Here is a 24,861-nt window from a genome sequence, read left to right as displayed (position 1 = left end):
CGGGCAGGGCGCTGTCGTGGCGCCTGCGAGCGGCCGGGTGCTGCGTGCCGACGTGCCGGCCGGTGCGCCGGTGGCACCCGGCATGGCGATTGCCGTTATCACCGCCGGGCCGACCATCGTGAGGTTGGAAATGCCCGAATCGCTGGGTGACAAGGTCCATGCCGGTTCGCTGGTGAAGGCCAGTGGTATCGGCTCGGGCGATGCGACGGGCCGCGTGGTGAAGGTTTATCCGTCGGTCACTGCCGGACAGGTGAGGGCTGATGTCCAGATGCCGGGCATCGACAACAAGCTCGTCGGACGCCGGGTCGCTGCCAAGGTGGAGACCGGCAGCCGCAAGGCGCTGCTGGTGCCCGCCGCGTATGTCACCGAACGTTACGGCATCGAATACGTTACGCTGGCGAGCAAGGATGGCTCCGCCACACAGGTGCCGGTGCAGACCGCGCCTTCGTCCGAAGCGGGCAAGGTCGAGATTCTCTCGGGCGTTTCCGCTGGAGACACGCTCATCGGGGCAACAGGCCAATGAAAATCGGCATCTCCGGAAAGCTGACGCGCGCGACAATCCAATCGCCGCTCACGCCGTTGTTCCTGCTTGCCGCGATGATCGTCGGCCTGATCGCCACGATCACGATCCCACGCGAGGAAGAGCCGCAGATCAAGGTGCCGATGGTCGACATCATGGTCCAGGCGCCGGGGCTCTCGGCGCCTGATGCAGTGGAACTGGTGGCCAAGCCGCTCGAGACCATCGTCAAGAGTGTGAACGGCGTCGAGCATGTCTACGCGCAGGCGCAGGACAACGGCGTGCTGGTGACGGCGCGCTTCCTCGTCGGTTCCGATCCCGAAGATGCGGCGACCCGGATCAACGAGAAGATCGAGGCCAACAAGCACCTGATTCCGGTTGGTATTCCCTTTCCGCAGGTGACCGTGCGCGGCATCAACGACGTGCCGATCGTCGTGCTGACGCTTACACCCAAGCCCGGAGCGGCGGGGCAGTGGAACGATCAGGCGCTGGCGGAACTCGCAGGCAAGCTGCGAACGGAAGTTGCCAAGGTCGATGACGTGGGCCTCACGTTCATCACCGGTGGCCAGAAGATGGCCCTGCGCGTCGTGCCTGATCCGGCAAAGCTGGCCGCGCACCGCGTGCCGCTGGGCAGCGTGATCGAGGCAGTCAGTCAGGCCAACCGTGCGTTCCCCGCCGGAACCGTGCGTGAAGGCGGCGATGCGGCGCTCGTCGTGGCAGGCCAGACGCTGCGCGACGCGCAGGAGCTTTCGCGGCTGACGGTCCGCTCGATCACGGGTGCGCCAGTGTTGCTGTCGGATGTTGCGAGGGTCGAGCAGGCGCCAACGCAGGGACAGGCGCGGGCCTGGCGATGGGCGAAGGATGATAATGGCAAATGGTCGATGGGGCCTGCCGTCAGCCTTGCCATTGCCAAGCGCGCCGGTGCCAATGCCGTGACCGTGTCCGAGCAGATCGTTGATCGTGTCCACTTGCTCGAAGGCAAGCTGATTCCGGATTCGGTAAACGTTGCCGTCACCCGCAACTATGGCGAGACGGCGAACGAAAAGGCCAATGAACTCATCTTCCACCTCGCGCTGGCGACGGTTTCGATCGTTATCCTGATCGGCTTTGCTATCGGCTGGCGTGAGGCGGGCGTGACCGCCATCGTCATCCCGACGACGATCATGCTGACCATGTTCGCGTCCAACGTGATGGGCTTCACGATCAACCGCGTGAGCCTGTTCGCGCTGATCTTCTCGATCGGCATTCTCGTCGACGACGCCATCGTCATGATCGAGAACATCGCGCGTCACTGGGCGATGAAGGATGACCGCAGCCGCATCGACGCGGCGGTGGAAGCCGTCGCCGAAGTCGGTAACCCGACGATCATCGCGACGCTCACGGTGGTCGCGGCACTGCTGCCGATGCTGTTCGTGTCCGGACTGATGGGCCCCTACATGGCGCCGATCCCGATCAACGCCTCGGCCGCGATGATCTTCAGCTTCTTCGTGGCCGTGATCATCGCCCCATGGCTGATGATCCGCTTTGCCCGTAGCGCGCTGGCGCATCACGAGCATGAAGATGCGCACGGCGGCAAGCTGGGGGCGCTCTACAAGCGCACGGCTTCGAAGGTCATTGCGACGAAGCAGGGTGCATGGCGTTTCCTGATCGCGGTCGGCGTGGCCACGCTCGTTGCCTGCTCGATGTTCTACTTCAAGGCGGTGACGGTGAAGCTGCTGCCGTTCGACAACAAGAGCGAAGTCCAACTCGTCGCCGACATGCCCGAAGGCACCAGCCTCGAGACGACCTCGCGCGTGCTTGAACAGGCCGCGGCGATCACCCGCACCGTGCCTGAAGTGGTCTCGATGGAAGCCTATGCAGGCACCTCGGCACCGTTCAACTTCAATGGTCTCGTGCGTCACTATTTCCTGCGCAACCAGCCGGAAATGGGCGACCTCATGGTCACGCTGCTGCCCAAGGGGGACCGCTCCCGCTCCAGCCACGATGTGGCGGTGGATTTGCGTGAAAAATTGAAGGCTATCTCGCTGCCTGCAGGCGGTTCTCTCAAGGTGGTGGAAACGCCGCCGGGGCCGCCGGTTCTGGCGACGCTGCTGGCCGAAATCTATGGTCCCGACGAAGCCACCCGCGTCAAGACCGCCGAGCAGGTGGAAAAGATCTTCAAGTCGGTGCCGTACATCGTCGATGTCGATAATTCCTTCGGCCAGCCCCGGCCCACGCTCAAGCTGATCCCGGACCGGGCGAAGCTCGACCAGTACGGCCTGTCCGAACGCCAGCTCTTTGATTCGATCGGCGCGCTGCTCGGCACCCAGACGGTCGGCTATGCCCCGCGCGGCAGCGGGCGCGACCCGTTGCCGATCGAGATGACGCTCGACCAGTCGCAGCGCACCTGGTCCGCATCGCTGGCGGCGACGCCGGTGGCCGTGGCGCAAGGGCCGATGGGGCCGCAGCTCGTCCAACTCGGCGAACTGGTGAAGGCCGAGATGGCCCCGGGTGGCAGGGCGATCTTCCGCCGTGACGGACGCGGGGCCGACATGGTCACCGCCGAACTCGCCGGGCGCTACGAAGCGCCGATCTACGGCATGCTGGCGGTCGACGATGCGATCAACAGCTTCGACTGGAAGGCGCAGGGCCTCGAAAAACCGGAGATTATCCTCCACGGCCAGCCCGAGGACGAGAGCCACACGTCCGTTCTGTGGGACGGCGAGTGGGAGATCACCTGGGTCACGTTCCGCGACATGGGCGGGGCCTTCATGGTGGCATTGCTCGGTATCTACGTGCTGGTGGTCGGCCAGTTCCGCAGTTTCACCATTCCGCTGGTGATCCTGACACCGATCCCGCTGACGCTGGTGGGTATCGTGCTGGGTCACATGCTGTTCAACGCGCCGTTCACCGCGACATCGATGATCGGGTTCATCGCGCTGGCCGGCATCATCGTGCGCAACTCGATCCTGCTGGTGGATTTCATCCGCCATTCACGCACGGAAGAGAAAAGCTTGCGTGAAACTTTGCTCGAAGCCGGCATGATCCGCTTCAAGCCGATCGTGCTGACGGCGGCGGCGGCGATGATTGGCGCGGCGGTGATCCTGACCGATCCGATTTTCCAGGGCTTGGCGATTTCGCTGCTCTTTGGCCTGGCCTCTTCCACTTTGCTGACAGTTCTGGTTATCCCGGCGATTTATGTCGTCCTCAGGGACGATGGTCGCCCACTGGAAAGTTCTGACGCATGAAGTCCGCTCAACTCACTGAACTCAAGGCAAACGCCAACAGCATGGCCGCCCGGCTCAAGATGATGAGCCATCCCGAACGCCTGCTGATGTTATGCCGGATGGATGAAGGTGAGGTGTCGGTGTCGGAACTCGTTGAACTGACGGGGCTCTCGCAGTCTTCGGTATCCCAGCACCTTGCCATGCTGCGGGAAGAGGATGTTGTTGCCATTCGCGGTGAAGCCCAGACGCGTTACTACAGTCTGAAGGACAAAGTTGTGAGCGCGATCATCCATGCGCTTTGCGATATCTGCGGAGATGCTTGCCAGTAGCATGCTGCATTACGAGAAGAGGTGACCATGGCTGACCCGTTGATCATCGCTTGCCCTTCCTGCGCGTCACTTAACCGCGTACCCCGCGAAAGGCTGACCGGCGGTGGCAAGTGCGGCCGGTGCGGTTCGGCCCTGTTTACTGGGCACCCCGTCACTCTGACATCTGCCAATTTCGATGCGCATGCGGTGAAGAGCGCGATCCCGCTGCTTGTCGATTTCTGGGCGGCATGGTGCGGTCCGTGCCGGCAGATGGCGCCGCAGTTCGAGGCGGCTGCGGCAGACTTGGAGCCTATGGTCCGGCTTGGTAAACTTGATACCGAGGCGGAGCAGGCCATCGCCGGGCGTTTCGGTATCCGCTCGATTCCGACCATGATCCTGATTTCGGGCGGGCGTGAAATCGCGCGCCAGTCGGGCGCAATGCCGAAAAGCGCCATCACGGGTTGGGTCCGGCAGACGCTCGGCTGACTTTAGGACAAGACACCATGACCGAACCGGAGCATCCGCACGCAGACGCCCTCAAGTATGAAGACTGGGCAGGCGAAATGGGTGCGCGATGGCTCGCGAACCTCAAGGGTTTCGAGGGAACGATCGCGCCGATGGGCGAGGCACTGCTGGCCCGCGCCGCTTTTGCCCCAAGAGAACGGGTCATTGATCTCGGCTGCGGCGGAGGGGCGACGTCGATCGGCATTGCCGCAGCGGTCGCGCCCGGTGGAAGCGTTCTGGGGCTCGACATCTCGCCCGATCTCATCGCTGCCACGACACGGCGCGCGCAGCAGGCGGGTGCCGCGAATGCGAAGTTCGTCTGCGCCGACGCGGGCACAGCCACGCTTCCCGAGGCACCCTATGACCGGCTCGTCTCGCGCCTTGGCTGCATGTTCTTTTCCGAGCCGGTGGCGGCCTTCACGAACCTGCGGGGGCAAATCAAACCGGGCGGGCGTATCGATCTGGCGGTGTGGGGCCCACCCGCGGAAAATCCCTGGATGACGGCAGGAATGGCGGTCGCGCGTGAACATGTCGAGATGCCCGCGCCGGTGCCCCGAGCGCCCGGTCCGTTTGCATTCGAAGAGACCGGCTATCTGCGCGAGGTGCTGACAGCCGCCGGCTTCGGTCATGTCGATATCGTCGCCGCGACAGGTGAACTTCCGGTAGGCGGGGTTGGGTCCACAGCGGAAGAGGCAAGAGCGTTTGCCACCAACGCCATGGCCTTCGGACAGGTTCTGCTGGATTATCCGCCGGAAGTGCAGGCTGCCGCTGCGGCGGATCTCACGGCTCTTTATGCGCGCCACTACCGGCAAGGCGAAGGCGTGATGATGTCCTATTGCGCCTGGCTTGTTTCGGCCACGGCCTGAATCTTCCCAAATCGTGACCATTGAGCCGGGATGCCCGATTTCGGGCATCCCGGCTCAATGCGTTTATACGTTGGCGTCGTCATCCATGGGCGAGCGGAACTCGTGCCACATGCCGTTCACGATGCCGAAGGCAACCGCGAGACTCACGCCGAGGATCCAGGAAAAGTACCACATTGGTCTCGCTCCTTCTCAGTAGAAGTCAGGGTTGGTGCGGACCTGCTCGATCGTTACACGTCCGAACATGACTTTCAGAGCCCAGGCCGTGTAGGTGAGCACGATCGGCAGGAAGACCAGTGTCACCAGCAGCATGATCCACAGTGTCAGGTGGCTCGACGAGGCGTTCCACACCGTCAGACTGGACTGCGGATCGATCGCGCTGGGCAGGATGAACGGGAACATCGACAGGCCGACCGTTGCAATGATGCCCACGGTCGCCAGGGACGTGCCGATCAGGTTGAGCACGTGACTGCGGGTACGAATGCCCACCAGCGCGATCAACGGACCGGCGAAGCCCAGGATCGGGGCCAGCAGCATCCACGGGTGTGTGCCGTAGTTGTCCATCCATGCACCCGGTGTCGCCACGGTCTGGAGATAGTGCGGATTGGACGGTCCGTTGGGATCGATCACGCCTTCCAGCCGGAAGCCCATCTGGCCTATCGCGACCCACACGCCGCCCAGAGCGAACAACAAGATCACAATCAGGGCCGCAACGCTGCCGATGCGCCGCGCGCGGTCGAGCACTGGCCCTTCCTCGATCTTCACGGCGAGAAAGCCCGCGCCGTGCATTACGACCATGGCGACAGACAGCAGTCCGGCCACCAGCGCGAAAGGCGAGAACAGGCCGAGCAGCGTGCCTTCGTAGAAAGTGCGCAGGTCGCTATCGAGACGGAAGGGCAGGCCCTGCAGGACGTTGCCGACGGCCACGCCGAACACCAGCGCTGGCACGAAGCCGCCGGTGAACAGCGCCCAGTCCCAGCGCGCGCGCCATGCCGGATCGGCATGTTTCGAGCGGTACTTGAAGCTTACCGGCCGCAGGATCAGTGCCGCCAGCACCAGGAACATCGCAGGATAGAAGCCCGAGAAGCTCACGGCGTAGACGAAAGGCCAGGCCGCGAAGATCGCGCCGCCGCCGAGGATGAACCACACCTGATGGCCCTCCCAGTGCGGCGCGACGGCGTTGATTGCCATGCGGCGTTCCTCGTCGGTCTTGCCGATGAAGGGCATCAGGCTGGCAACGCCAAGGTCGTAGCCGTCCGTGAGCGCGAAGCCGATCAGCAGTACGCCCAGCAGAGTCCACCAGATCAGGCGCAGGGTTTCGTAATCGAGGGGAATAGCCACTTGTGAACCTCCCTTATTCCGCAGGCAGCGGGGCGAAGCCCGCGCTGCCTTGCTGCTGCTGTCCGGTGCCGGGCAGGTGTTCGACCGGCCCCTTGTGGATCGATGCGATCATCAGGCGAACTTCGATCACGGCGAGCGTACCGTAGAGCAGGGTGAAGCCGACGATCGTCGCCCAGATCTGGCTCACGGTCAGCGAGGATGCGCCGAGAAATGTTGGCAACACGCCGTCCACGGCCCAGGGCTGGCGTCCGATCTCGGCCAGCACCCAGCCGCCTTCGATGGCAAGCCAGGGTAGTGGCATGATCGCCACCGCGACCTTCAGGAACCAGCGCTTGTTGAACTGGCAGACCGAGGCGCAATAGAAGGCCAGCGCGAAGAACCCGATGAAGAAGAAGCCGAGCCCCGCCATCATGCGGAACAGCCAGAACATCACGGGGACGTTCGGGATCGTGTCTTTCGCCGCCATCAGTATCTGCTGCTCGCTTGCCTGCCGCGGATCGGCAACGTAGCGCTTGAGCAGCATGGCATAGCCGAGATCGCCCTTGTGCAGTTCGAAGGCCTCGCGTGCAGCCATGTCCTTGCGGTCAGCCTTGAGCTTCTCGACAGCATCATAAGCGATCAGCCCGCTGCGAATGCGCTCGTCAGCCTTGAGGACCAGATCGTTGATGCCCGTAACTTCGCCCGTCAGGCTGCGGGTGGAAATCAGGCCCAGCAGGTAGGGGATCTTGATGTCGGCATGCGTGACATGCTTTTCCATGTCCGGGATGCCGAAGATCGAGAGACCCGCCGGGGCAGGCTCGGTTTCCCACATCGCCTCGATCGCGGCGAGCTTCATCTTCTGGTTGTCGGTGAGCGTGTAACCCGACTCGTCGCCCAGAACGACGACGGAAAGCGAGGAGGCGAGGCCGAAGGCTGCCGCCACCATCATCGAACGGCGCGCCACATTCGTCCACTTGCCCTTGAGCAGGTACAAGGCGGAAACGCCCAGAACGAAGACCGAGGCACAGACGTAACCGGCGCTGACAGTGTGGACGAACTTGGCCTGCGCGACCGGGTTGAACAGCACCGCATAGAAGTCGGTGACTTCCATGCGCATGGTTTCCGGGTTGAACGTGGCGCCCGCCGGATGTTGCATCCATCCGTTGGCGATGAGGATCCACAGCGCCGAGAGGTTGGAGCCCAGCGCGACGCAGAATGTCACGAAGAGGTGCCCGACCCTGGAAAGCCGGTCCCACCCGAAGAACATCAGGCCCACGAAGGTCGCCTCGAGGAAGAAGGCCATCAGGCCCTCGATCGCAAGCGGTGCGCCGAAAATGTCGCCCACGTAGTGCGAGTAATAGGCCCAGTTGGTCCCGAACTCGAATTCCATCGTGATCCCGGTGGCAACGCCCAGCACGAAATTGATGCCGAACAGCTTGCCCCAGAAGCGGGTGGTGACGCGCCAGATCTCCTTGCCCGTCATCACATAGATGCTTTCCATGATGACAAGCAGGAACGAAAGGCCCAGGGTCAGCGGTACGAATAGAAAGTGGTACATGGCCGTGAGCGCGAACTGCAGCCGCGAAAGCTCGACAACTGCCATATCCATGAGCATGCTCCTGTCGCTGTGGGTAGCCGGAGGCGGGACTCGACTCAAAGGGCCCCGTCGTATAGCGGGGTCCTAATATTAGCCCGTGTTAATGTAGTCAATGCCTGTCCGGATCTGAATGTCTTCATCTCATACTGTTACGATCGATTCCGTCTCGTTCCCGGGACAACCGCGGCGCAAGCTGGACGCGGCCGCGTTGTGGTGGCTCTCCGATACGGCGGGGGCGGTCCTGTTCGCAGGTTGCCTTTCCCTGCTGCTGGGAGACTGGGCGGCACAGGGAAGGCCACCGGTGATCATGCCGGCTCTGCTGGCGGGTATTGTACTGAGCGGCATTCTGCGTGCCGGAACGCAGGGTATGGCGGGCCTTTCCGGGCAGCGGGATGCCATTAGCACCAAGCGGGAATTGCGAACGCGACTGATCGCGGCGCTGCTTCCAACCGGGCTCGTGCGCGGCCGTCTGGCCGGTGAGGACATGCGCGTCGCTATCGACGACGTCGAGGCCTACGAAGGCCTGATCGCGCGCTTCAATCCGCTGAAATTCGCGGCCGTGGCATCGCCCTTGCTGATTGCGCTGATCGTCGCCTTCGCCAGCTGGGTCTGCGCGGCGATCATGCTGGTGACGCTGGTCCCGTTCGGCGTGGGCATGGCCTTCGCGGGCCTTGCAGGCAAGGCCGAGGCGGAAAAGCAGCTGCAGGCGCTTTCGCGGATGTCCGGCCTGTTCGTTGATCGCGTGGCGACGCTGCCGGTGGTTCTGGCCTTCGGGGCCGAGGACCGGGTGACGCGCCAGATCGGAGAAGCCGCGCGCGAAGTCGCCACGCGCACGATGCAGGTCCTGCGCGTGGCTTTCCTGTCGAGCGCGGTGCTGGAATTCTTCGCGGCGCTTTCCGTGGCGCTGGTGGCGGTCTATTGCGGGTTTTCGCTGCTGGGATTGCTGCCGTTTCCCGCACCGGAGTCGCTGACGCTTGGACGCGCTTTCTTCGCTTTGGCGCTCGCACCCGAATTCTATCTCGGCATGCGCCGGATGGCGGCGGGCTATCACGACAAGCAGCAGGGCGAGGCGGCAGAGGCCAGCATGGCCGCAACCTTGCAACAGGCCGAAGCCCGTCGCCCGGCAGCGCCTATTGCTAGCGTTACGAACATGAGCTGCCTCTCGATCGACCGGCTGGAGGTGATCTATGCGGAAGACAATCGCGTAGGCCCGTACTCGGCGGCGTGGCAGGGACCCGGGTTGCATGCGCTGACGGGGCCGACAGGAACGGGAAAATCCTCGTTGCTGCATGCCCTGATCGGCATGGCGCCTGCCGTGCAGGGCATTGTGTCGATTGACGGCAACGGGGTCGAGCCTGCTTCGCTGTCGCAATGGGTGGGCTGGGCCGGTCAGCGCCCCTTGTTGCTGCCGGGAACCCTCGGGGAAAATCTGACGTTGGCCTCCCGGGAAGGGGGAGCGGACCTGCTGCCCTTGCTGGAGGCTTGCGGCCTGGCCTCGCTGATCGGGGAGCGTAGCCTCGATCTTGTCATAGACCCGCGCGGTTCCGGGCTTTCGGGCGGTGAGCGGCGGCGGATCGGTCTGGTCCGGGCGATTGCTTCGGGCCGCCCGATCCTCTTGCTCGACGAGCCGACGGCCGATCTCGACAGCGCGACCGCACGGCAGGTGATCGACCTGATTACCGAGATTGCGCGCGACCGGCTGGTCATCGCCGCCACGCATGATGCGGGCCTTGTCGAACGCAGTGCCAGCGTGGTGACGCTGTCATGATTGCACAGATGCTTCAGGACGCCAGCCGGCGGCAGCGCAGCGCGACGGGCGTGGCGATCATACTGGCGGTGCTCGCGGCCATTGCGGGCGTAGGCCTGCTGGCCGTCTCGGGCTGGTTCCTTACGGGCGCCGCGATTGCCGGGGCTGCCGGTGTCGCGGCGGTACGCGGGTTCAATTACCTGCTGCCCAGCGCGGGCATTCGCGCTTTTGCCATCACCCGCACGCTGGGCCGCTATGGGGAGCGCCTGTTCAGCCACCGCGCGGCCTTTTTCGCGCTGGCTGATGTCCGTCCCGCGCTGTTCGGACGGCTGGCCGGGGCTGAGCCTGCCGCGGTGTTCTCGCGCCCGAGCGGCGAAGTGGCGGCACAGCTTGGGTCGGACGTCGATGCGCTGGAAGATGCCGTCGTGCGTCGGGTCACGCTGCCGGGCGCTGTCGCCGGGGCCTGTACCGGGCTGATCGCCTGCTTTCTGGCCGGGCCATGGGCGGCGGCGGCCTTGCTGGCGGGGCTGGCCGCCATGCGCCTGGCCTCGCGAGGCGTGGTGCCCGGCCTGCTTGCTGCGCAAGTGCGGCGGCGGGCCGATGCGATGACGCGGCTCAAGTCCTCCTATGCCGAATATGCGGCCTGCTCGGCCGAAATCGCGGTTTACGGCCTGATCCCGCAGATCATCGAGGCCATCGGCATGGATATCGAGGAACTCGAAGCCTCGCGCCTTGCCATCGTGCGGCTCGAAGCGATGACACAAGGTGGGCAACTGGTGCTGGCGGCCGTGACGGTCGCGTGCGTCCTTGCGCTGGCCAATGGCGCCGCGCCTTTGGCGGCAGCGGCGGCTCTGGCCGGGGCTTCGGCGGCGGAAGCCTGGTCAGGGCTGGTGCGCACCGATCTCAACCGTCCCCGTGTCGATGACGCGCTGCGCAGGCTGGAGGATATGGCCTCGCTGCCGCCCCGCGCGCCGCATCACAGCGGGATCGAGCGCCTTGCCCGCGCACCGCTTCGTTTCGAGAGCGAAGGGCGCATATGCGAAGTGCAACCCGGCAGCCGGCTGCTGATCGGCGGCGCCTCCGGCAAGGGCAAGACGCGCCTGCTCGGCACCCTGATGGGCCTGCGCGGCGATGCCCCGCAGCGCGTCACCATCGAAGGCACCGACGTGCGCGATCTGGGGCTGGAGACGCTGCGCAAGCTCTTCGCGCAGGCGCCTCAGGATGCGAGTCTACTGGCCGGGACCGTCGCCGACAACCTGCGGATGGCCCGGCAGGGCGTGATCGAAAGCGAGATGTGGGCAGCGCTGGACACGGCGTGCCTGGCCGAAACCGTCCGTGCCTTGCCCGATGGGCTCAACCAGTGGCTCGGCGGCGACGGTGCGCGCCTTTCAGGCGGCCAGCGCAAGCGTCTGTCGCTGGCGCGGGCGCTGCTGGGCGAACGGCCTTGGATCGTGCTCGACGAGCCGAGCGAAGGGCTGGACAGCGCGACCGAGCAGCACCTTGCGCGCAATCTTGGCGAATGGCTGGACCAGACCGGAACCGGCCTGATTCTCGTCAGTCACCGCGAGGGGCTGCACCATTTGGTGGACAAGGTTTTCGCACTTTAGAGCGTGCTCGTTTCACTCGGAATCGTCAATGCGAGGCCCGCAGGGCCGCGGCAATCCAGAGCGTCGTGGCCCCGCTCTGGATTGCTTCTCTCCGCTCGCAATGACGAAGAGTTTCAATAAAGGTGGGGACTATGTTCCCGGCACGGTGCGGGGCGATCAACGTCCCGGTTCGAGCCGGATCGCCGTGCCGCCGCCGGGCGCGAGCCACACGTCCAGCGTGTCGCCCTTGCGTAGCGTGCGGTTGTCGTAGGCGATGCGGTGGCGGGCCTCGGTGAGGTAGGTTGCGCCTTCGCCGTCCTTCCAGATCGAGGCCTTGTAGGTCTTGCCTGGATCGAGGAAGTCGAACTTCAGCGTAACCGTGCGCGGCGTCGCGTCATTGACACCGCCGACGAACCAGCGCTGCGAGGCGCGGTCCTTGCGCGCGAAGATTGCGTAGTCGCCCACTTCGCCCGCGATCAGGTGGCTTTCCGACCAGTCGGTGGGCACCGAGGAGATGAAATCCATCTCGCGCGGATACTTGTCGAGCTGCTCGATGAAGTCGGCCGCCATCTGGATCGGCGAATAGATCGCGAGGTAGAGGCCAAGCTGCTTGGCCAGTGTCGAGGCCAGCGGCACATGATTCGCGCCTTCGAGGCTCAGTACGCCCGGGGTGTAGTCCATCGGGCCGGAAAGCATCCGGGTGTAGACCAGCGTGGGCTCATGGTCCGGGCCGTTGGCGAATTGGCCCCAGGCATTGTATTCCATGCCCCGCGCACCTTCGCGCGCGACCCAGTTGGGATAGGTGCGGCGCAGGCCGGTGTCCTTGACCGGCTCGTGGCTGTCGATGGCGATATGATACTTCGCCGCCGTCTTCACCACGTCGAGGTAGTTGTTCACCATGCGCTGGCCGTCGTGCCATTCCATCAGCTTTTCGCCGGGTTTGGCGCCCGGCGCGATGATCCCGCCGGCATCGGCGACGTAGCCGGTCTTGACCACATTCACGCCCAGATTGTGATAGAAGGCGAAGCCGTCAGCCATCTGCGCTTCGTAATTGGCTATGTTGCCGCCGGTTTCGTGGTGGCCGATCAGGCGCACGCCCTTCTTGCGGGCGTAGTCTGTCACGGCCTTGATGTCGAAATCGGGCGTGGGCTGAGTGAAGCTGAATTCATCGCCATGGCCGAACCAGTCGCCGTTCCAGCCCTTGTTCCACCCTTCGACCAGCACGCCGCCGAAGTGGTGCTTCGCCGCATAGTCGATGTACTGCTTGGCGCGGGCGGTGGTGGCGCCGTGTTTCGGCCCTTCCGCCCATGTCCAGTCGCTCCGGATCATGCCCCACCAGATGCCGATGTAGCGCGCGGGCTTGAACCAGCTCACGTCGCCCAGCTTGTTGGGTTCGTTGAGATTGAGTTCCAGATCGTTCTCGACCAGTCCGGCGGCATTGTCGGCAATGCGGATCGTGCGCCATGGCGTGGCGAAAGGCAGGTCGCGCACGACGCGCGGGCCATCGGGCGAGGGCGCCAGCGTGGTGCGGAAGTCCTGCCCCTCGGCGCGCTTGAACCAGTACCCGGCGTAGTCGGTCAGCGCGGCTTCGTGGAACGAAAGATGCGTGCCGTCGTCGAGGCGCATCGTGATCGGGGTATGCGCGGTGGAGACCGCGTCGATCGGGGTCTTCTGATAGACCTGCTCGTAGCGGTTCCATTCGCCGCCGGGGATCCACCATGCGGTGCCCTTGGGGACGATGTCGAATTCGGTGACTTCGTCGGCGATGCGCATGGTCTTGAGCGCGGGCTGCTTCGGCAGTTCGTAGCGGAAGCCGATGCCGTTATCGAACAGACGGAAGCGCAGGTTCATCAGGCGCGAACCCTGCGTTTCGGACTGCTTCAGCTTCACGGTCACTTCGTTGTAGTGATCGCGCACGAAGCGGCGCTCGCCCCAGGGCTGTTCCCAGGTATCGTCCTGACTGGCGGTCTCGCTGCCCGTGATGCGGAATCCGCGCACCATGTTGAGCCCGTCGGTCAGCAGGAAGCCCAGCTTGCTCGGCGCGATGAGCAGCTTGCCCTTGCGCGAGAGCGACCATGTGGGGCGGCTGTCATTGTCGGTGGTGACAGTGAGCACGAGGCTGCCGTTTGGCGACGTCGCCGTGACGGAGGGCCGCGTCTCCTGCGCGAAGAGGGGCTGTGCAGTGACAGTCGCCAGCGAAAGGCCGGCGGCGGCCAGCAGGTGAAGCGGCTTCATGCCCGGTCTCCCTCGATCATCCAGAGTGCGCCCCACGCGGGCAGCGTGCCCGGGGCGGCGCCATTGACGGCGGCGAGCGCGGTGCCGCTATCGGACAGGTCCGCAGGCCACGACTCCTCGGTCGCCCCGATGTTGAACACCGCGAGGAGGTTTTCACCTTCGAACGTGCGGCGCAGCACCAGCCGGGCCTCGTCCGCGAGCACGACCTCGCAGGCACCCTTGCAAAGCGCGGCGCTGCCATGGCGCAGGCGCAGCAGGCTGCGCGTGAGGTGCAGCAGCGAGGCACTGTCGGCCTCCCGCCCCTCGACGGCGCGGCTGAGGTTCTGCGCGCTCAGCGGCAGCCAGGGCGTGCCGTCGGTGAACCCGCCGCCGGGAGGCTGCGAGGTCCACGGCAGGGGCGTGCGCACGCCGTCGCGCGAAAGCGTGAGCGGCCAGTTGGCAATGGCTTCGGGGTCCTGCAGCAGTTCGAAGGGAACATCATCCTGCAGCAGGCCCAGTTCCTCACCCTGAAACAGGATCGGATTGCCGCGCAGCGACAGCAGCAGCATGGCCTTCATCCGCGCGAAGGGTTCGATGTGCTCGGGCGCACACCAGCGCGAGAGGGTACGCGGGGCGTCGTGGTTCTCGAAGGCCCAGCTCGGCCAGCCGGTGCCGGGCGTATCGGGCCAGGAATTGAGCGCCTTGGCCACCAGAGCGGGCGTCAGCACTTCCGAATAAAGGAAGTTGAAGCCGTAGGCGCTGTTCAGCCGCTCGTCGCCCTGCGTGAACGCCTTCATCTCGCTGGCAGCCTCGCGTCCGCCCACTTCGGCGAGCGAGAACGTATCAGGATAGCTGGCGATCAGCGCCTGTAGGCGCTCGATGAACAGCACGATATCCGGGTGCGACTGGTTGTACACCTGCAGCTGGAAATCGAAGGGGCGGGTGCGAGCCTTGCCGTCGTCCGGCGCGGGCGGGTTGTTGCGCAGTTCGGGATCGTGCATCGAGAAGTTGAGTGCATCGATGCGGAAGCCGGACACGCCCCGCTCCAGCCAGAACTTCGCGACATCGAGCAGGGCCTGCTGCACATCGGGGTTGTGGAGGTTGAGCTGCGGCTGCTCGGCGAGGAAATTGTGCATGTAGTACTGCCCGCGCCGCGCGTCCCAGCGCCACGACGGGCCGCCGAACACGGACTGCCAGTTGTTGGGCGGCGAGCCGTCCACCTTGGGATCGGCCCAGACGTACCAGTCGGCACGCGGATTGGTGCGGCTGGCGCGGCTCTCGGCGAACCACGGGTGCTGGTCCGAGGTATGGGCATAGACCTGATCGATCATGACCTTGAGGCCCAGCTCGCGGGCACGCGCCACGAGGGCATCGAAATCCGCCAGTGTGCCGAAGATCGGATCGACCGCGCAGTAGTCCGAAATGTCATAGCCGAAATCGGCCATGGGCGAGGCGTAGAAGGGCGAGACCCAGATCGCATCGACGCCGAGCGATGCGACATAGGGCAGCCGTTCGGTAATGCCGGGCAGGTCGCCGATGCCGTCTGCGTTGGAATCGCGGAAGCTGCGCGGATAGATCTGATAGATCGCGGCGCCGCGCCACCATTCGCTGGCCGCGCCGGTTGCAGGGGAAGTCGAGGGGAGGGCTTGTTTCATCGGGATCCTGCGGGGTCAGGGGTTGGCGGCGCAGACGGTAAAGCCGAGCGGCGGCAGGGTGATGGCGATGCTTCCGGGCGCTGTGGCAGCGGCTGGGCAGGCCCATCCGGCCAGCGTGGTGAAGGCGTGCGAGCGGGCTTCCACTTCGACCGAGGCCGCCAGCGGCTGGTTCGAAGTATTGAAGGCAAGCAGCACTTCCTGTCCGGTTTTCGGATCGAAGCGCGATACCGCGAACAGGCCGGGCTTGTCGGACGAGCCGCGAAGCTTCGTATCGCCGCCGGTCAGCGCGGGCGTCGCGCGGCGCACGGCGGAAAGCTGCGCGATCAGTGTGTAGAGCGGATGGTGCGTATCGAAGTTGTCCTGCGCCGGGGTGGCGTGGGTGCCGACCTGCGTTTCGGCATCGTAGAGCGCGGTCTTCGAGGGGAACATGTCCTGCCGGGCAAGCTGGTCGCCGCCGGTGCCGGCAAAGCCCTGTTCGTCGCCGTAATAGATCGTGGGCACGCCGCGCAGCGTCAGCAGCATGGCGTGGGCCAGTTCGTCGCGGGCGAGCAGTTCACCGGCGCCGATGCCGGGGTTCGCCTTCTCGATGAACATGGCGATGCGCCCGGCGTCATGGTTGCCGAGGAAGGTGGGCAGTTGCAGCGCGGCGGCCTTGCCGCCCTGATAAAGCGCGTCGTCATCGTCCAGCCGTGCAAGTTCCTCCGTGCCCTTCTTGCCGGAGACCGCGTCGACGACTGCCCACATGAACGAAAAGTCGAGCACGGCGGGCAGCCCGGCGTTGCGGGTCCACGAGGCGAGCAGGGCCGGGTCGTAGTCGTCATCCGTCACTTCGCCGAAGATGTGGAAGTTCGGGATGCCGCGTGCTTTCGCCCTTGCTTCCATGGCGGGCACGAACTTGCGCCAGAATGCGGGATCGACGTGCTTGGCGGTGTCGATGCGGAAGCCGTCGATGCCGTACTTGTCGATCCAGTCGCCGTAGATCGCGATCATGCCGTCGATCACGCGCGGGTTCTCGGTCGCCAGATCGTCGAGCCCCACGAAATCGCCGTACTGCGCGCTTTCGCCCTTCCAGTCGGTGTTGCCGCGGTTGTGGTAGTAGATGGGATCGTTGAGCCAGCCGGGCACTTTCACGTGCTCCTCGCCCTTGGGCACCACGGGGGTATAGGCGAAGGACGGATCGGTCAGCGTCGCCCAGTTCGCCGGATCGGGATCGTCGTCTCCCGCGAAACCCGCGTTGATCGCCGGGCCATTAGCGCCGCCGCGCGTCGAGAAGGGATAGGCGGCCTTGGAGCGGTAGGGATAGCCTTGCGCCGCGCCTTCCTTGTAGCGGATCACGTCCGCGGTGTGGTTGGCGATGATGTCCATGTAGACCTTCATCCCGCGCGCGTGGGCGGCGTCGACGAGGGCCTTGAATTCGGCATTGGTGCCCAGATGCGGATCGACCTGCGTGAAGTCGGTGATCCAGTAGCCATGGTAGCCTGCGCTCTCCTGTCCCGGGGAGCCTTGGACCGGCTTGTTCTTGAACACCGGGCCGACCCAGATCGCCGTTGCGCCGAGGCCCTGAACGTAGTCGAGCTTGTTCGTCAGCCCCTTGAGGTCGCCGCCGTGGTAGAAGGCCTTGTCCGACGGGTCGAAGCCGGTCTGCAGTTTGCCGCCTTTCAACCCGCCCTTGTCGTTGGCGGTGTCACCGTTCTCGAAGCGGTCGGGGAGGACGAAATAGATCACTTCCTGATCGGGCGTGCGGGCGCGCATGTCCTGTTCGGGCGTGGCGAGCGCGGCGGTGCTGCACAGGCCCAAGGTCAAAGACACCGACAGGGCGAGCAGCGAGGCGAGGGGGCGGTTCACTGGACAGTCTCCGGTGCGGATGGGCGGGCGCAGCGCCCCGCGAGGAAATCGAGGTGCAGGGGCATCGGGCGCACGGTCTCGATGCAGGCCTTCTCCACCGCGCCGAGGAAACCGCCGAGGTCTTCGGGTGAAAGGGCGTCGGCGATCGGGTTCCAGCGTTCGGGCATAACGCCCTGTCCGGTGAGAACCTGCAGCCACGCCACTTCGGTGAACAGTTCGTCGGTGCCGGGCTGGATCACGCAGGCCTCTCGGAATTCGGCGATGCGTGCTTCGAGCGAGGCGGGGATGGGCATAGTGCGGCAGTGATCCCAGAACGGCTCGCCTTCGCGCGCATTGGCCTTGTAGTGCAGGATCAGGAAGTCGCGGATGCCCTCGAAGTCCTCGGCGCAGCGGCGGTTGAAGCCCTCGCGCACGGCGTCGCCCACGGGGGCGGACGGCAGCACGGTGAGGAAGCGCGTGATGACCGACTGGATCAGGTGGATCGAGGTCGATTCCAGCGGTTCCATGAACCCGCTCGACAGGCCGACCGCGAGAACATTGTGGTTCCACGTCTTGCGGCGGCGCCCGGTCACGAAGCGCAGCGGGCGGGGATCAGCCTGCGTGGGCGCTTCCAGATGGGAGAGCAGTGTGCGTACGGCCGCGTCGTCGGAGAGGTATTCCGAACAATAGACGAGGCCATTGCCGATGCGGTGCTGCAGCGGAATGCGCCATTGCCACCCGGCGCTGCGGGCGATGGAGCGGGTATAGGGCGTGAACGGCCCGGCGGCTTCGCAGGGCACCACAACTGCACGGTCGCAGGGGAGCCACTGGCGCCAGTCGTCGTAGCCCGTCTGCAGCGCTTCCTCGATCAGCACGCCGCGAAAGCCCGAGCAGTCGATGAAGAAGTCGCCCGCGAATGTGCGGCCATCCTCGGTTTCGACGGCGGCGATGTCGCCATTCTCATGCCGCTGTACCTGCGCGACGCGGCCTTCGTGGCGGGTTACGCTCATGCCTTCGGCATGGCGGCGCAGGAACGCGGCATAGAGGCTCGCGTCGAAATGATAGGCCCAGGGCAGTTCGGGGATGCCGGGGCCGCTGACGCCCGTCGCCATCCGCCCGGTGCGCGCGGCGATCTCGTTGGCGGAATAGTGGCCGAGCGGCCGGGCGATGCCCATGGCCGCGCCGCGTGCCCAGTAGTGGCGGAACGGGAGCAGTCCGTGCTGGCGGCCGACGGTGCCGAAGGCGTGCATGTAGCTGTGGCCTTCGCGCAGCCAGCCGTCGAACTCGATGCCGAGTTTGTAGGAGGCCGAGGTCTCGCGCAGGAACTCTGCCTCGTCGATGCCCAGGGCATTGTTGAACAGGCGGATCGGCGGGATCGTGGCTTCACCCACGCCGACGGTGCCGATCGCGTCGCTTTCGATCAACGTCACCGCATAACCGGGCGGGGCAAAGCGCGCGAGGGCCGCTGCGCTCATCCACCCGGCAGTCCCGCCGCCGAGGATCACGATCCTGAAGCTGGTATCCGTCACGCTGGCCGATCTCCCGAAACAGGCGCCGCATTGTCATCGCCGGACATTCGCACTCCTCTTGCCCGCGTGTTTAACGGGGAGGCAGCGGCGGAACCACGTGAAGTGTCCCTTGTCGTGGTTCCGCCGCCAGGTCCGGAAGGAGGGAGGAGGAGGGATTCCTCCCGGACCGCCAACACATGCATCCGGGCCGGCACCGGCCCGGATGCCACATCAGAACTTGTAGGTGAAACCGGCCAGGAACCGGCGGCCATAGCTCTGGTAGTCGATGATCTGGCGGCTATCGCCGGGAGCCGTCGTCACGAACGGTTCGTCGGTCAGGTTCTGGCCCTGTATGTAGAGCGAGAGTCCCTCGAGCGAACTGCCCGGCTGGAAGTCATAGCCGATCTGGGCATCGACGATGGCCTCGCTCTGGGCGCGGCGTAGGACGCGGTTGGCCGCGAAGCCCGAGACTTCACCCATGAAGCTGGAACGGTAGCGCAGCGAGCTGCGTGCGTTGAAGCCTGCCTTCTCGAAATAGGCGGTGCCGTTCACCACCCACTTTGAATAACCGGGAAGATCGCCGGTTGGCGTCGTCGGAGTCGGATGGATGCTCGTATCGGTATAGGACGCGCTGCCGGTAATGCCAAAGCCCGAGAGGGCAGAGGTGAAGGCTTCGAACGGTAGGGTGCCCGCCACTTCGACACCGTAGAGCGAACCGCCCTGGCCGTTGACCGGAATGGTGATCAGGCCCGTGGGCGCGACCGTGACGCCGTCGCCCGGGCTGGAAAGTGCGAGCCCTTCGACCGGCACCTCCTCGATCGCGGTGTAAATGTAGCTCTTCAGGTCCTTGTAGAAGAACTGCGCGGCAATGTAGCCCTTGGCGCCGAAGTACTTCTCGAACGTCAAATCCACTGCATTGGCGCGCCAGGGACGCAGGTCGGGATTGCCCGATTTGCCCGTGACATAAGCGACGTCGCCCACGCGGCTGTAGTCGTAGCTGACCGAGGCGCGCATGTCGTCAAGGCGCGGCCGGATCGTCTCACGCGCCGCAGCGAAGCGGATCACGAAGTCATTCGGGAACCGCAGCGAGAGGTTCAGGCTGGGCAGAATGTCGGTATATTTCGTGGAGGCATGGCGGATCAGCGAACCAACATTGGGTGAACCATTGTCGTTGGTGCCCAGATAGACGGCGGATGCGCCCGTCGAATTCTGGTCGGTCAGGATCGCCTGAACGCCAATATTGCCGGTCAGCTCCGCACTGCCGATCATGCTCCTGATGTTGGCCTGCAGATAGCCGGTCATGAGCTTTTCGCTGATCGAGTAGCTCTTCACCACAACGTCGCCGTAGGGGTTGGGGACAAGCTGGTAGATCCCGTCCTTGAGCAGGGCGAGCGGATCGTAGCTGACGACGGGCCCCAGACCGAGGTACTTCAGATTGGTGGTGCCCAGCTGATAGGCTTCCGGGATCGCCACGCTGGTGGTGCCATCGGTGTTGGCGGTCAGGCCGAGGAAGTATTCATCCGGGACCAGCGACTTGGAGCGGTCGGTATAGTTCCAGCCCGCCTGGATACTGCTGAAGAAGCTGTTTTCGAGATCCCTGGAGACCTCGATGTGGTACTGCCACAGCTTATCCTTGACGATGCGGTTGTTGTAGTAGCCGTCCTGGCCGCCCAGGATGGTCGTCCCGTCTGTGGCGATCTGGGTGCCGCCCCAGCCCTGAGGCGAGGTCAGCAGGATCGAATTGTAGTCGCCATAGTCGAGGCCATGGGTGAAGTTCGTGCCCGAACCGCCGCTGGTGAAGCCGATCGTGTCGGTGGCGCCGGTATCGCCGCGGCCCGTGCCCGAATAGCTTTCGACCGTCAGTTCGTTGCGGTCGGTGCGCGAATGGCTGATGTCCAGCATCGCGTTCCAGCCGTCGTCGCCCTTCCATTCGTTGTTCCAGCCGAACGAATAGAGCTTGGCGTGGCGCTGGAATACGTCGTTGCGAACCACGCCCTTGACGCCATCATAAGTGCCCTGGGTCACCATGCCGTCGGTCGCGGTGTAGCCGTCCTGCAGCGTCGCGCTTGACCAGTAGAGCGGCAGTTCGATGCCGCGCTTGATCTGATCGTCCTTGAAGTTCGAATAGAACGCGTCGATCGTCGAGGTGAAACGCGGATCGGGGCGCCATTCGAGCGTGCCGTTGAGGCCGAGACGTTTGAGCTTGGTCGACGTGTTGTAGGACTTCGAGCCGCCGATCACATAGTCGCCGGCGTCCGTCTGCGGATAGCCCCAGGCGTTGAATTCCTGAATCTGGTAGGGTTCGTCCGTGTAGCTCGCGCCGAGCGTGATGCCGATCGTGTCGTTTGCGAACTGATCGACGTACATGCCGTTGATGCGATAGCCCATGTCATCGGACTTCGCGTTGAGCTTGCCGAGATCGGCGTAGGAACCACGGGCGCCGACCGAGACGATGCGCTTGCCCGCTTCCAGCGGCCGGATCGTGCGCATATCGACGGTGCCGGACAGGCCCTGACCGATCAGGCTGGCCATGGGCGTCTTGTAGACATTGACGGCGCTGATGACTTCCGACGGATACTGGTCGTATTCGACGGCGCGGTTGTCGCCGGTCGAGGTCTGTTCGCGGCCATTGAGCAGGGTGGTCGAGAAGTCCGGGGCCAGGCCGCGGATCGAGATCGAGTTCGAACGACCGGACACGCGTTGCGAGGTGAGGCCCGGCAGGCGGGCGATCGATTCCGCGATCGAGGCGTCGGGCAGCTTGCCGATGTCTTCGGCCGAGACGGACTCGACGATCTGCTCCGCCATCTTCTTCTTGTTGATCGCGTTTTCCAGGCTGGCGCGGTAGCCGGTGACCACAATGGCGCCGTTTTCAAGCGTGGCATCGCCTGACTGCCCGGGGGCGTCCTGCGCCTGCGCCGGAGTGGTGGCGATAAGTGCGGCAGCTATGGCCAGGCAGGACGATGTCCTGACGGCCGGAATCTCTTTACGAAGCGACATCTCTTGTCCTCTCCTGCACCAGCCAGACCCGGACAGTCTGATGGCTGGCATTGTCCATTCGGCGGGTCCGGCGATTACTGCCGCGACTCCGTCGATGCCCCCCGATTAGGCCGCGACAGCGCTACGCATAATATGGCATACGTATACGCAGGTACTGAGAGGCCACGGAGCGTTGCGAAGGTGCAACGGTTTTGTATGGCGCGTTTGCATTCGATTGTATCCTGGCTAATCGCCTGTAATCACAATACGTTTGCGCAAAACAAAAAGACGGGAAGGGGTGATGGGACGCAAGCCGAGCAACCGGCCCACCAGTTTCGACATCGCATACCGCGCAGGTGTCTCGCAGCCAACGGTCAGCCGGGCGCTGCGTGGCAGCCGCTCGGTCAGCGCGGCGACGCGTGCCCGGATCGAAGCGATCGCGCGCGAGTTGAACTACTCGGTCGACAAGAACGCCTCGTCGCTTCGCTCGCAGCGTTCCAACACGATTGCACTGCTGTTTTTCGAGGAAGAAACGCCGGACGATTCCAAGATCAACCCGTTCTTCCTCGCGATGCTGGGCGCGATCACGCGGCAATGTGCGAACCGGGGGCTCGATCTGCTGATCTCGTTCCAGAAGCTCGAGGACGACTGGCACGTGCGGTATCAGGATAGCCATCGTGCCGATGGCCTGATCCTGCTCGGTTATGGCGATTACACGCTTTACCGCAGTCGGCTGGAGCAATTGGTGGGGCAGGGTACGCACTTCGTGCGCTGGGGATCGGTGGGCGGAGAAAGCCTTGGTGCGACGGTCGGTTCGGACAATGCCGGGGCCGGGCGGATGGCGGGCGAACATCTGCTCGGGCTCGGGCGGCGGCGCATCGCATTTCTGGGGCAGGCTGATGAGCACTACCCGGAATTTGCCGATCGCTATCGTGGGCTGCGCTCGGCACTGGAGGCGGCCGGGATTGCGCCGGATCCTTCCTTGCTGTGCAACGCCATCAATCTGGAAGACGAAGGGTGCGATGCGGTTCGCAGCCTGCTCGCCGCTGGCGTGAAGTTTGATGCGGTATTTGCAGCCAGCGACCTGATCGCGATCGGCGCCATGCGCGCCCTCTCGGAAGCGGGCCTGTCAATACCGGGTGACGTCGCGGTCATGGGCTTTGACGACATCCCCGCCGCCAGTATGACCAATCCGCCGCTGACCACGGTAATGCAGGATCTCAGAGGCGCGGGCGAGTGCCTCGTCGATACGCTGATTGCGCAGATCGAGGATCAGGAAATTCCTGTCCCGACGCTTCCCGCGCGTCTGGTGATCCGCAGGAGCACGGCCGGCTAAAGCCTGCTTGAGCATTCGTATGCATCTTGCCGGGGCAGGCGGGCCGTGCAAGGCCGGGAATTCCACCGGAGGCGGCACCAGTTCGCCGGAAATGGAGAGGGACGCGATGAACGGACCGCACGGGGAAAAGCCCCGGCAGGGTTGGGCGGGGCTGTGGAATATCAGTTTCGGCTTTTTCGGTATCCAGATCGGGTTCGCACTGCAGAACGCGAACATGAGCCGGGTCTTCCAGTCGCTTGGGTCCAGCATCGATGATCTGCCTGCGCTGTGGGTGGCGGCGCCGCTGACCGGCCTGCTGGTCCAGCCCATTGTCGGCCACATGTCCGACCGGACCTGGCTGGGACGGTTGGGGCGGAGGCGGCCCTATTTCCTGTCGGGGGCGGTGCTGGCGGCGATCGCGCTGCTCCTGATGCCCGAAAGCGGCGGGCTGCTGATGGCGGCCATGCTGCTGTGGATGCTTGACGCGAGCCTCAATATTTCGATGGAACCGTTCCGGGCGTTCGTGGGCGACATGCTGCGGCGAGACCAGCACACTGCGGGCTACGCCGTGCAGACGGCGTTCATCGGCACCGGTGCGGTTGTCGGCTCGCTGTTTCCTTATCTGCTCGACCATCTGGGAGTATCCAACACGGCACCGGCAGGCGGCATTCCCGATACCGTACGCTACAGCTTCTGGGCCGGCGGTTTGGCGCTGTTCGCGGCAGTTATGTGGACGGTGCTGACGACGCGCGAGTATGCGCCGGAGGAACAGGCCGCGTTCGCCAGGGCCGAGCCCGAGGCAGGCGAGGGTGCACCTGCGGCGGTGGCGCTGGCCGAACGCGGTATGGCGGACGGTCTGGCATGGATTGCGGCAGGCGCGGTCGTTGCCTTGGCAGTGCGGGCATGGGCGCTTGAAAAGGAAGTCTATCTGCTAGCCGGGCTCCTCGCGGCCTACGGGGTGGCGACAATGGTGGCGATCCGTCTTGCCCGCAGCGGGCGCAGCGCTTCGATGCTGGCGGGGATCGTCGGCGATTTCTCGGGAATGCCGCCACTGATGAAGCGGTTGGCTTTCGTCCAGTTCTTCAGCTGGTCGGCGCTGTTCATCATGTGGATCAACACGACGCCGGTGGTGGCCCAGAACTTTTTCGGATCTGCGGATCCTGCCAGTGCGGCCTATCAGGAAGCGGGGAACTGGGTGGGGGTGCTGTTTTCAATCTATAACGGCGTGGCGGCCATTGCGGCGCTGGCTTTGCTGCCCTTGCTGTCCTCGCGGCTGGGCAAGGCGCGCGCGCATGCGATCTGCCTCATCGCCGGGGCTGCGGGTTTCGCCGGTTTCCTCGTCTTGCGTGATCCGGAAGCGCTGGTGATCTGCGAGGTCGGTATCGGCATTGCCTGGGCCTCGATCCTCGCCATGCCCTATGCCATCCTGGCGAGCAGCCTGCCGCAAGGCAAGCTCGGCATCTACATGGGGCTGTTCAATGTCTTCGTGGTCCTGCCGCAATTGCTGGTGGCCACGGTGATGGGTTCGATCATGAAGGCGTTCTTCCCGCATGAGCCGGTCTGGACGATGGCCTTTGCTTCCGTCACATTGCTGGTGGCCGCAGGTGCATCGCTTCGGATGGGCGGTGAGGTCCGGTAGGAAGATCCTGCCTGAGTAACGATAGATGCACGGTGTGAAATATTGCGTCTTTTCTCCGTATCGTTATTGCTTGATTAATCGA

The 24,861-nt window shown here is 64.5% G+C and carries 17 protein-coding genes; 9 read left to right on the top strand and 8 right to left on the bottom strand.

The window, feature by feature from the left end; translation table 11 throughout:
- The 5 genes from MTR64_RS03965 to MTR64_RS03945 all read left to right on the top strand — a co-directional run.
- The coding region (locus tag MTR64_RS03965; RefSeq protein ID WP_243991074.1) for an efflux RND transporter periplasmic adaptor subunit at positions 1 to 523 on the top strand (523 nt) is incomplete at its 5' end.
- Positions 520 to 3,744 (top strand): efflux RND transporter permease subunit, encoded by a 3,225-nt coding sequence (locus MTR64_RS03960; RefSeq protein ID WP_243991072.1) that lies wholly within the window; start codon positions 520 to 522, stop codon positions 3,742 to 3,744. The genes MTR64_RS03965 and MTR64_RS03960, both read left to right, overlap by 4 nt.
- A complete protein-coding gene (locus tag MTR64_RS03955; protein WP_243991070.1) occupies positions 3,741 to 4,052 on the top strand; it encodes an ArsR/SmtB family transcription factor in 312 nt (103 codons plus the stop codon). Before MTR64_RS03960 ends, MTR64_RS03955 begins: the two co-directional genes overlap by 4 nt.
- 27 nt (positions 4,053 to 4,079) lie before the next feature.
- Positions 4,080 to 4,517, top strand: a complete 438-nt coding sequence (gene trxC / locus MTR64_RS03950; RefSeq protein ID WP_243991062.1) for a thioredoxin TrxC — start codon at positions 4,080 to 4,082, stop codon at positions 4,515 to 4,517.
- A gap of 17 nt (positions 4,518 to 4,534) precedes the next feature.
- Positions 4,535 to 5,401 carry a class I SAM-dependent methyltransferase gene (locus MTR64_RS03945; protein WP_243991061.1) on the top strand — a complete coding sequence of 289 codons (867 nt, stop codon included), beginning with the start codon at positions 4,535 to 4,537 and terminating at the stop codon, positions 5,399 to 5,401.
- A gap of 63 nt (positions 5,402 to 5,464) precedes the next feature.
- Here MTR64_RS03945 and cydX read toward each other — a convergent pair whose 3' ends face one another.
- The 3 genes from cydX to MTR64_RS03930 are packed head-to-tail and all read right to left on the bottom strand — an operon-like array spanning position 5,465 to position 8,327.
- Positions 5,465 to 5,575 carry a cytochrome bd-I oxidase subunit CydX gene (cydX, locus tag MTR64_RS03940; RefSeq protein WP_243991060.1) on the bottom strand — a complete coding sequence of 37 codons (111 nt, stop codon included), beginning with the start codon at positions 5,573 to 5,575 and terminating at the stop codon, positions 5,465 to 5,467.
- A gap of 15 nt (positions 5,576 to 5,590) precedes the next feature.
- Positions 5,591 to 6,739, bottom strand: a complete 1,149-nt coding sequence (gene cydB / locus MTR64_RS03935) for a cytochrome d ubiquinol oxidase subunit II (RefSeq protein ID WP_243991059.1) — start codon at positions 6,737 to 6,739, stop codon at positions 5,591 to 5,593.
- A 13-nt stretch (positions 6,740 to 6,752) separates the two neighbouring features.
- Positions 6,753 to 8,327, bottom strand: coding sequence for a cytochrome ubiquinol oxidase subunit I (locus MTR64_RS03930; RefSeq protein ID WP_243991058.1), 1,575 nt, complete (start codon positions 8,325 to 8,327; stop codon positions 6,753 to 6,755).
- A 118-nt stretch (positions 8,328 to 8,445) separates the two neighbouring features.
- On the opposite strand from MTR64_RS03930, the gene MTR64_RS03925 reads away from it, so the two are divergent.
- Both MTR64_RS03925 and MTR64_RS03920 read left to right on the top strand, forming a co-directional pair.
- Entirely contained in the window at positions 8,446 to 10,083 is a 1,638-nt protein-coding gene (locus tag MTR64_RS03925) for an ABC transporter ATP-binding protein/permease (protein ID WP_243991047.1), read from the top strand.
- Positions 10,080 to 11,669: an amino acid ABC transporter ATP-binding/permease protein gene (locus MTR64_RS03920; protein ID WP_243991043.1), complete on the top strand. Its 1,590-nt coding sequence runs from the start codon at positions 10,080 to 10,082 to the stop codon at positions 11,667 to 11,669. Before MTR64_RS03925 ends, MTR64_RS03920 begins: the two co-directional genes overlap by 4 nt.
- 156 nt (positions 11,670 to 11,825) lie before the next feature.
- Here the strand turns inward: MTR64_RS03920 and MTR64_RS03915 are convergent, their stop codons facing one another.
- From MTR64_RS03915 to MTR64_RS03895, 5 genes are all read right to left on the bottom strand, one after another.
- Entirely contained in the window at positions 11,826 to 13,883 is a 2,058-nt protein-coding gene (locus MTR64_RS03915; RefSeq protein WP_243991039.1) for a glycoside hydrolase family 97 protein, read from the bottom strand.
- The gene (locus MTR64_RS03910; protein ID WP_243991035.1) at positions 13,880 to 15,517 is read right to left on the bottom strand and encodes an alpha-amylase family glycosyl hydrolase; all 1,638 of its coding nucleotides are present in this window, start codon (positions 15,515 to 15,517) and stop codon (positions 13,880 to 13,882) included. Before MTR64_RS03910 ends, MTR64_RS03915 begins: the two co-directional genes overlap by 4 nt.
- Positions 15,518 to 15,532: 15 nt before the next feature.
- Entirely contained in the window at positions 15,533 to 17,362 is a 1,830-nt protein-coding gene (locus MTR64_RS03905; protein WP_419144911.1) for an alpha-amylase family glycosyl hydrolase, read from the bottom strand.
- Complete coding sequence (locus MTR64_RS03900) at positions 17,359 to 18,870, bottom strand: tryptophan halogenase family protein (RefSeq protein WP_243991025.1); 1,512 nt, start codon at positions 18,868 to 18,870, stop codon at positions 17,359 to 17,361. Before MTR64_RS03900 ends, MTR64_RS03905 begins: the two co-directional genes overlap by 4 nt.
- A 210-nt stretch (positions 18,871 to 19,080) precedes the next feature.
- Positions 19,081 to 21,846 carry a TonB-dependent receptor gene (locus MTR64_RS03895; RefSeq protein WP_243991022.1) on the bottom strand — a complete coding sequence of 922 codons (2,766 nt, stop codon included), beginning with the start codon at positions 21,844 to 21,846 and terminating at the stop codon, positions 19,081 to 19,083.
- 280 nt (positions 21,847 to 22,126) lie between these two features.
- On the opposite strand from MTR64_RS03895, the gene MTR64_RS03890 reads away from it, so the two are divergent.
- Together MTR64_RS03890 and MTR64_RS03885 are read left to right on the top strand one after the other, a co-directional pair.
- On the top strand, positions 22,127 to 23,161 hold the full coding sequence (locus tag MTR64_RS03890) for a LacI family DNA-binding transcriptional regulator (protein WP_243991020.1): 1,035 nt from the start codon (positions 22,127 to 22,129) through the stop codon (positions 23,159 to 23,161).
- A 106-nt stretch (positions 23,162 to 23,267) separates the two neighbouring features.
- Positions 23,268 to 24,779 (top strand): MFS transporter, encoded by a 1,512-nt coding sequence (locus MTR64_RS03885; RefSeq protein ID WP_243991018.1) that lies wholly within the window; start codon positions 23,268 to 23,270, stop codon positions 24,777 to 24,779.
- Positions 24,780 to 24,861: the final 82 nt, after the last annotated feature.

The organism is Novosphingobium album (ex Hu et al. 2023) (assembly GCF_022832385.1).
GTDB lineage: Bacteria > Pseudomonadota > Alphaproteobacteria > Sphingomonadales > Sphingomonadaceae > Novosphingobium > Novosphingobium album.
Note: the sequence above shows the minus strand (reverse complement) of the source record. Positions and strands in the feature narration are given on the sequence as shown.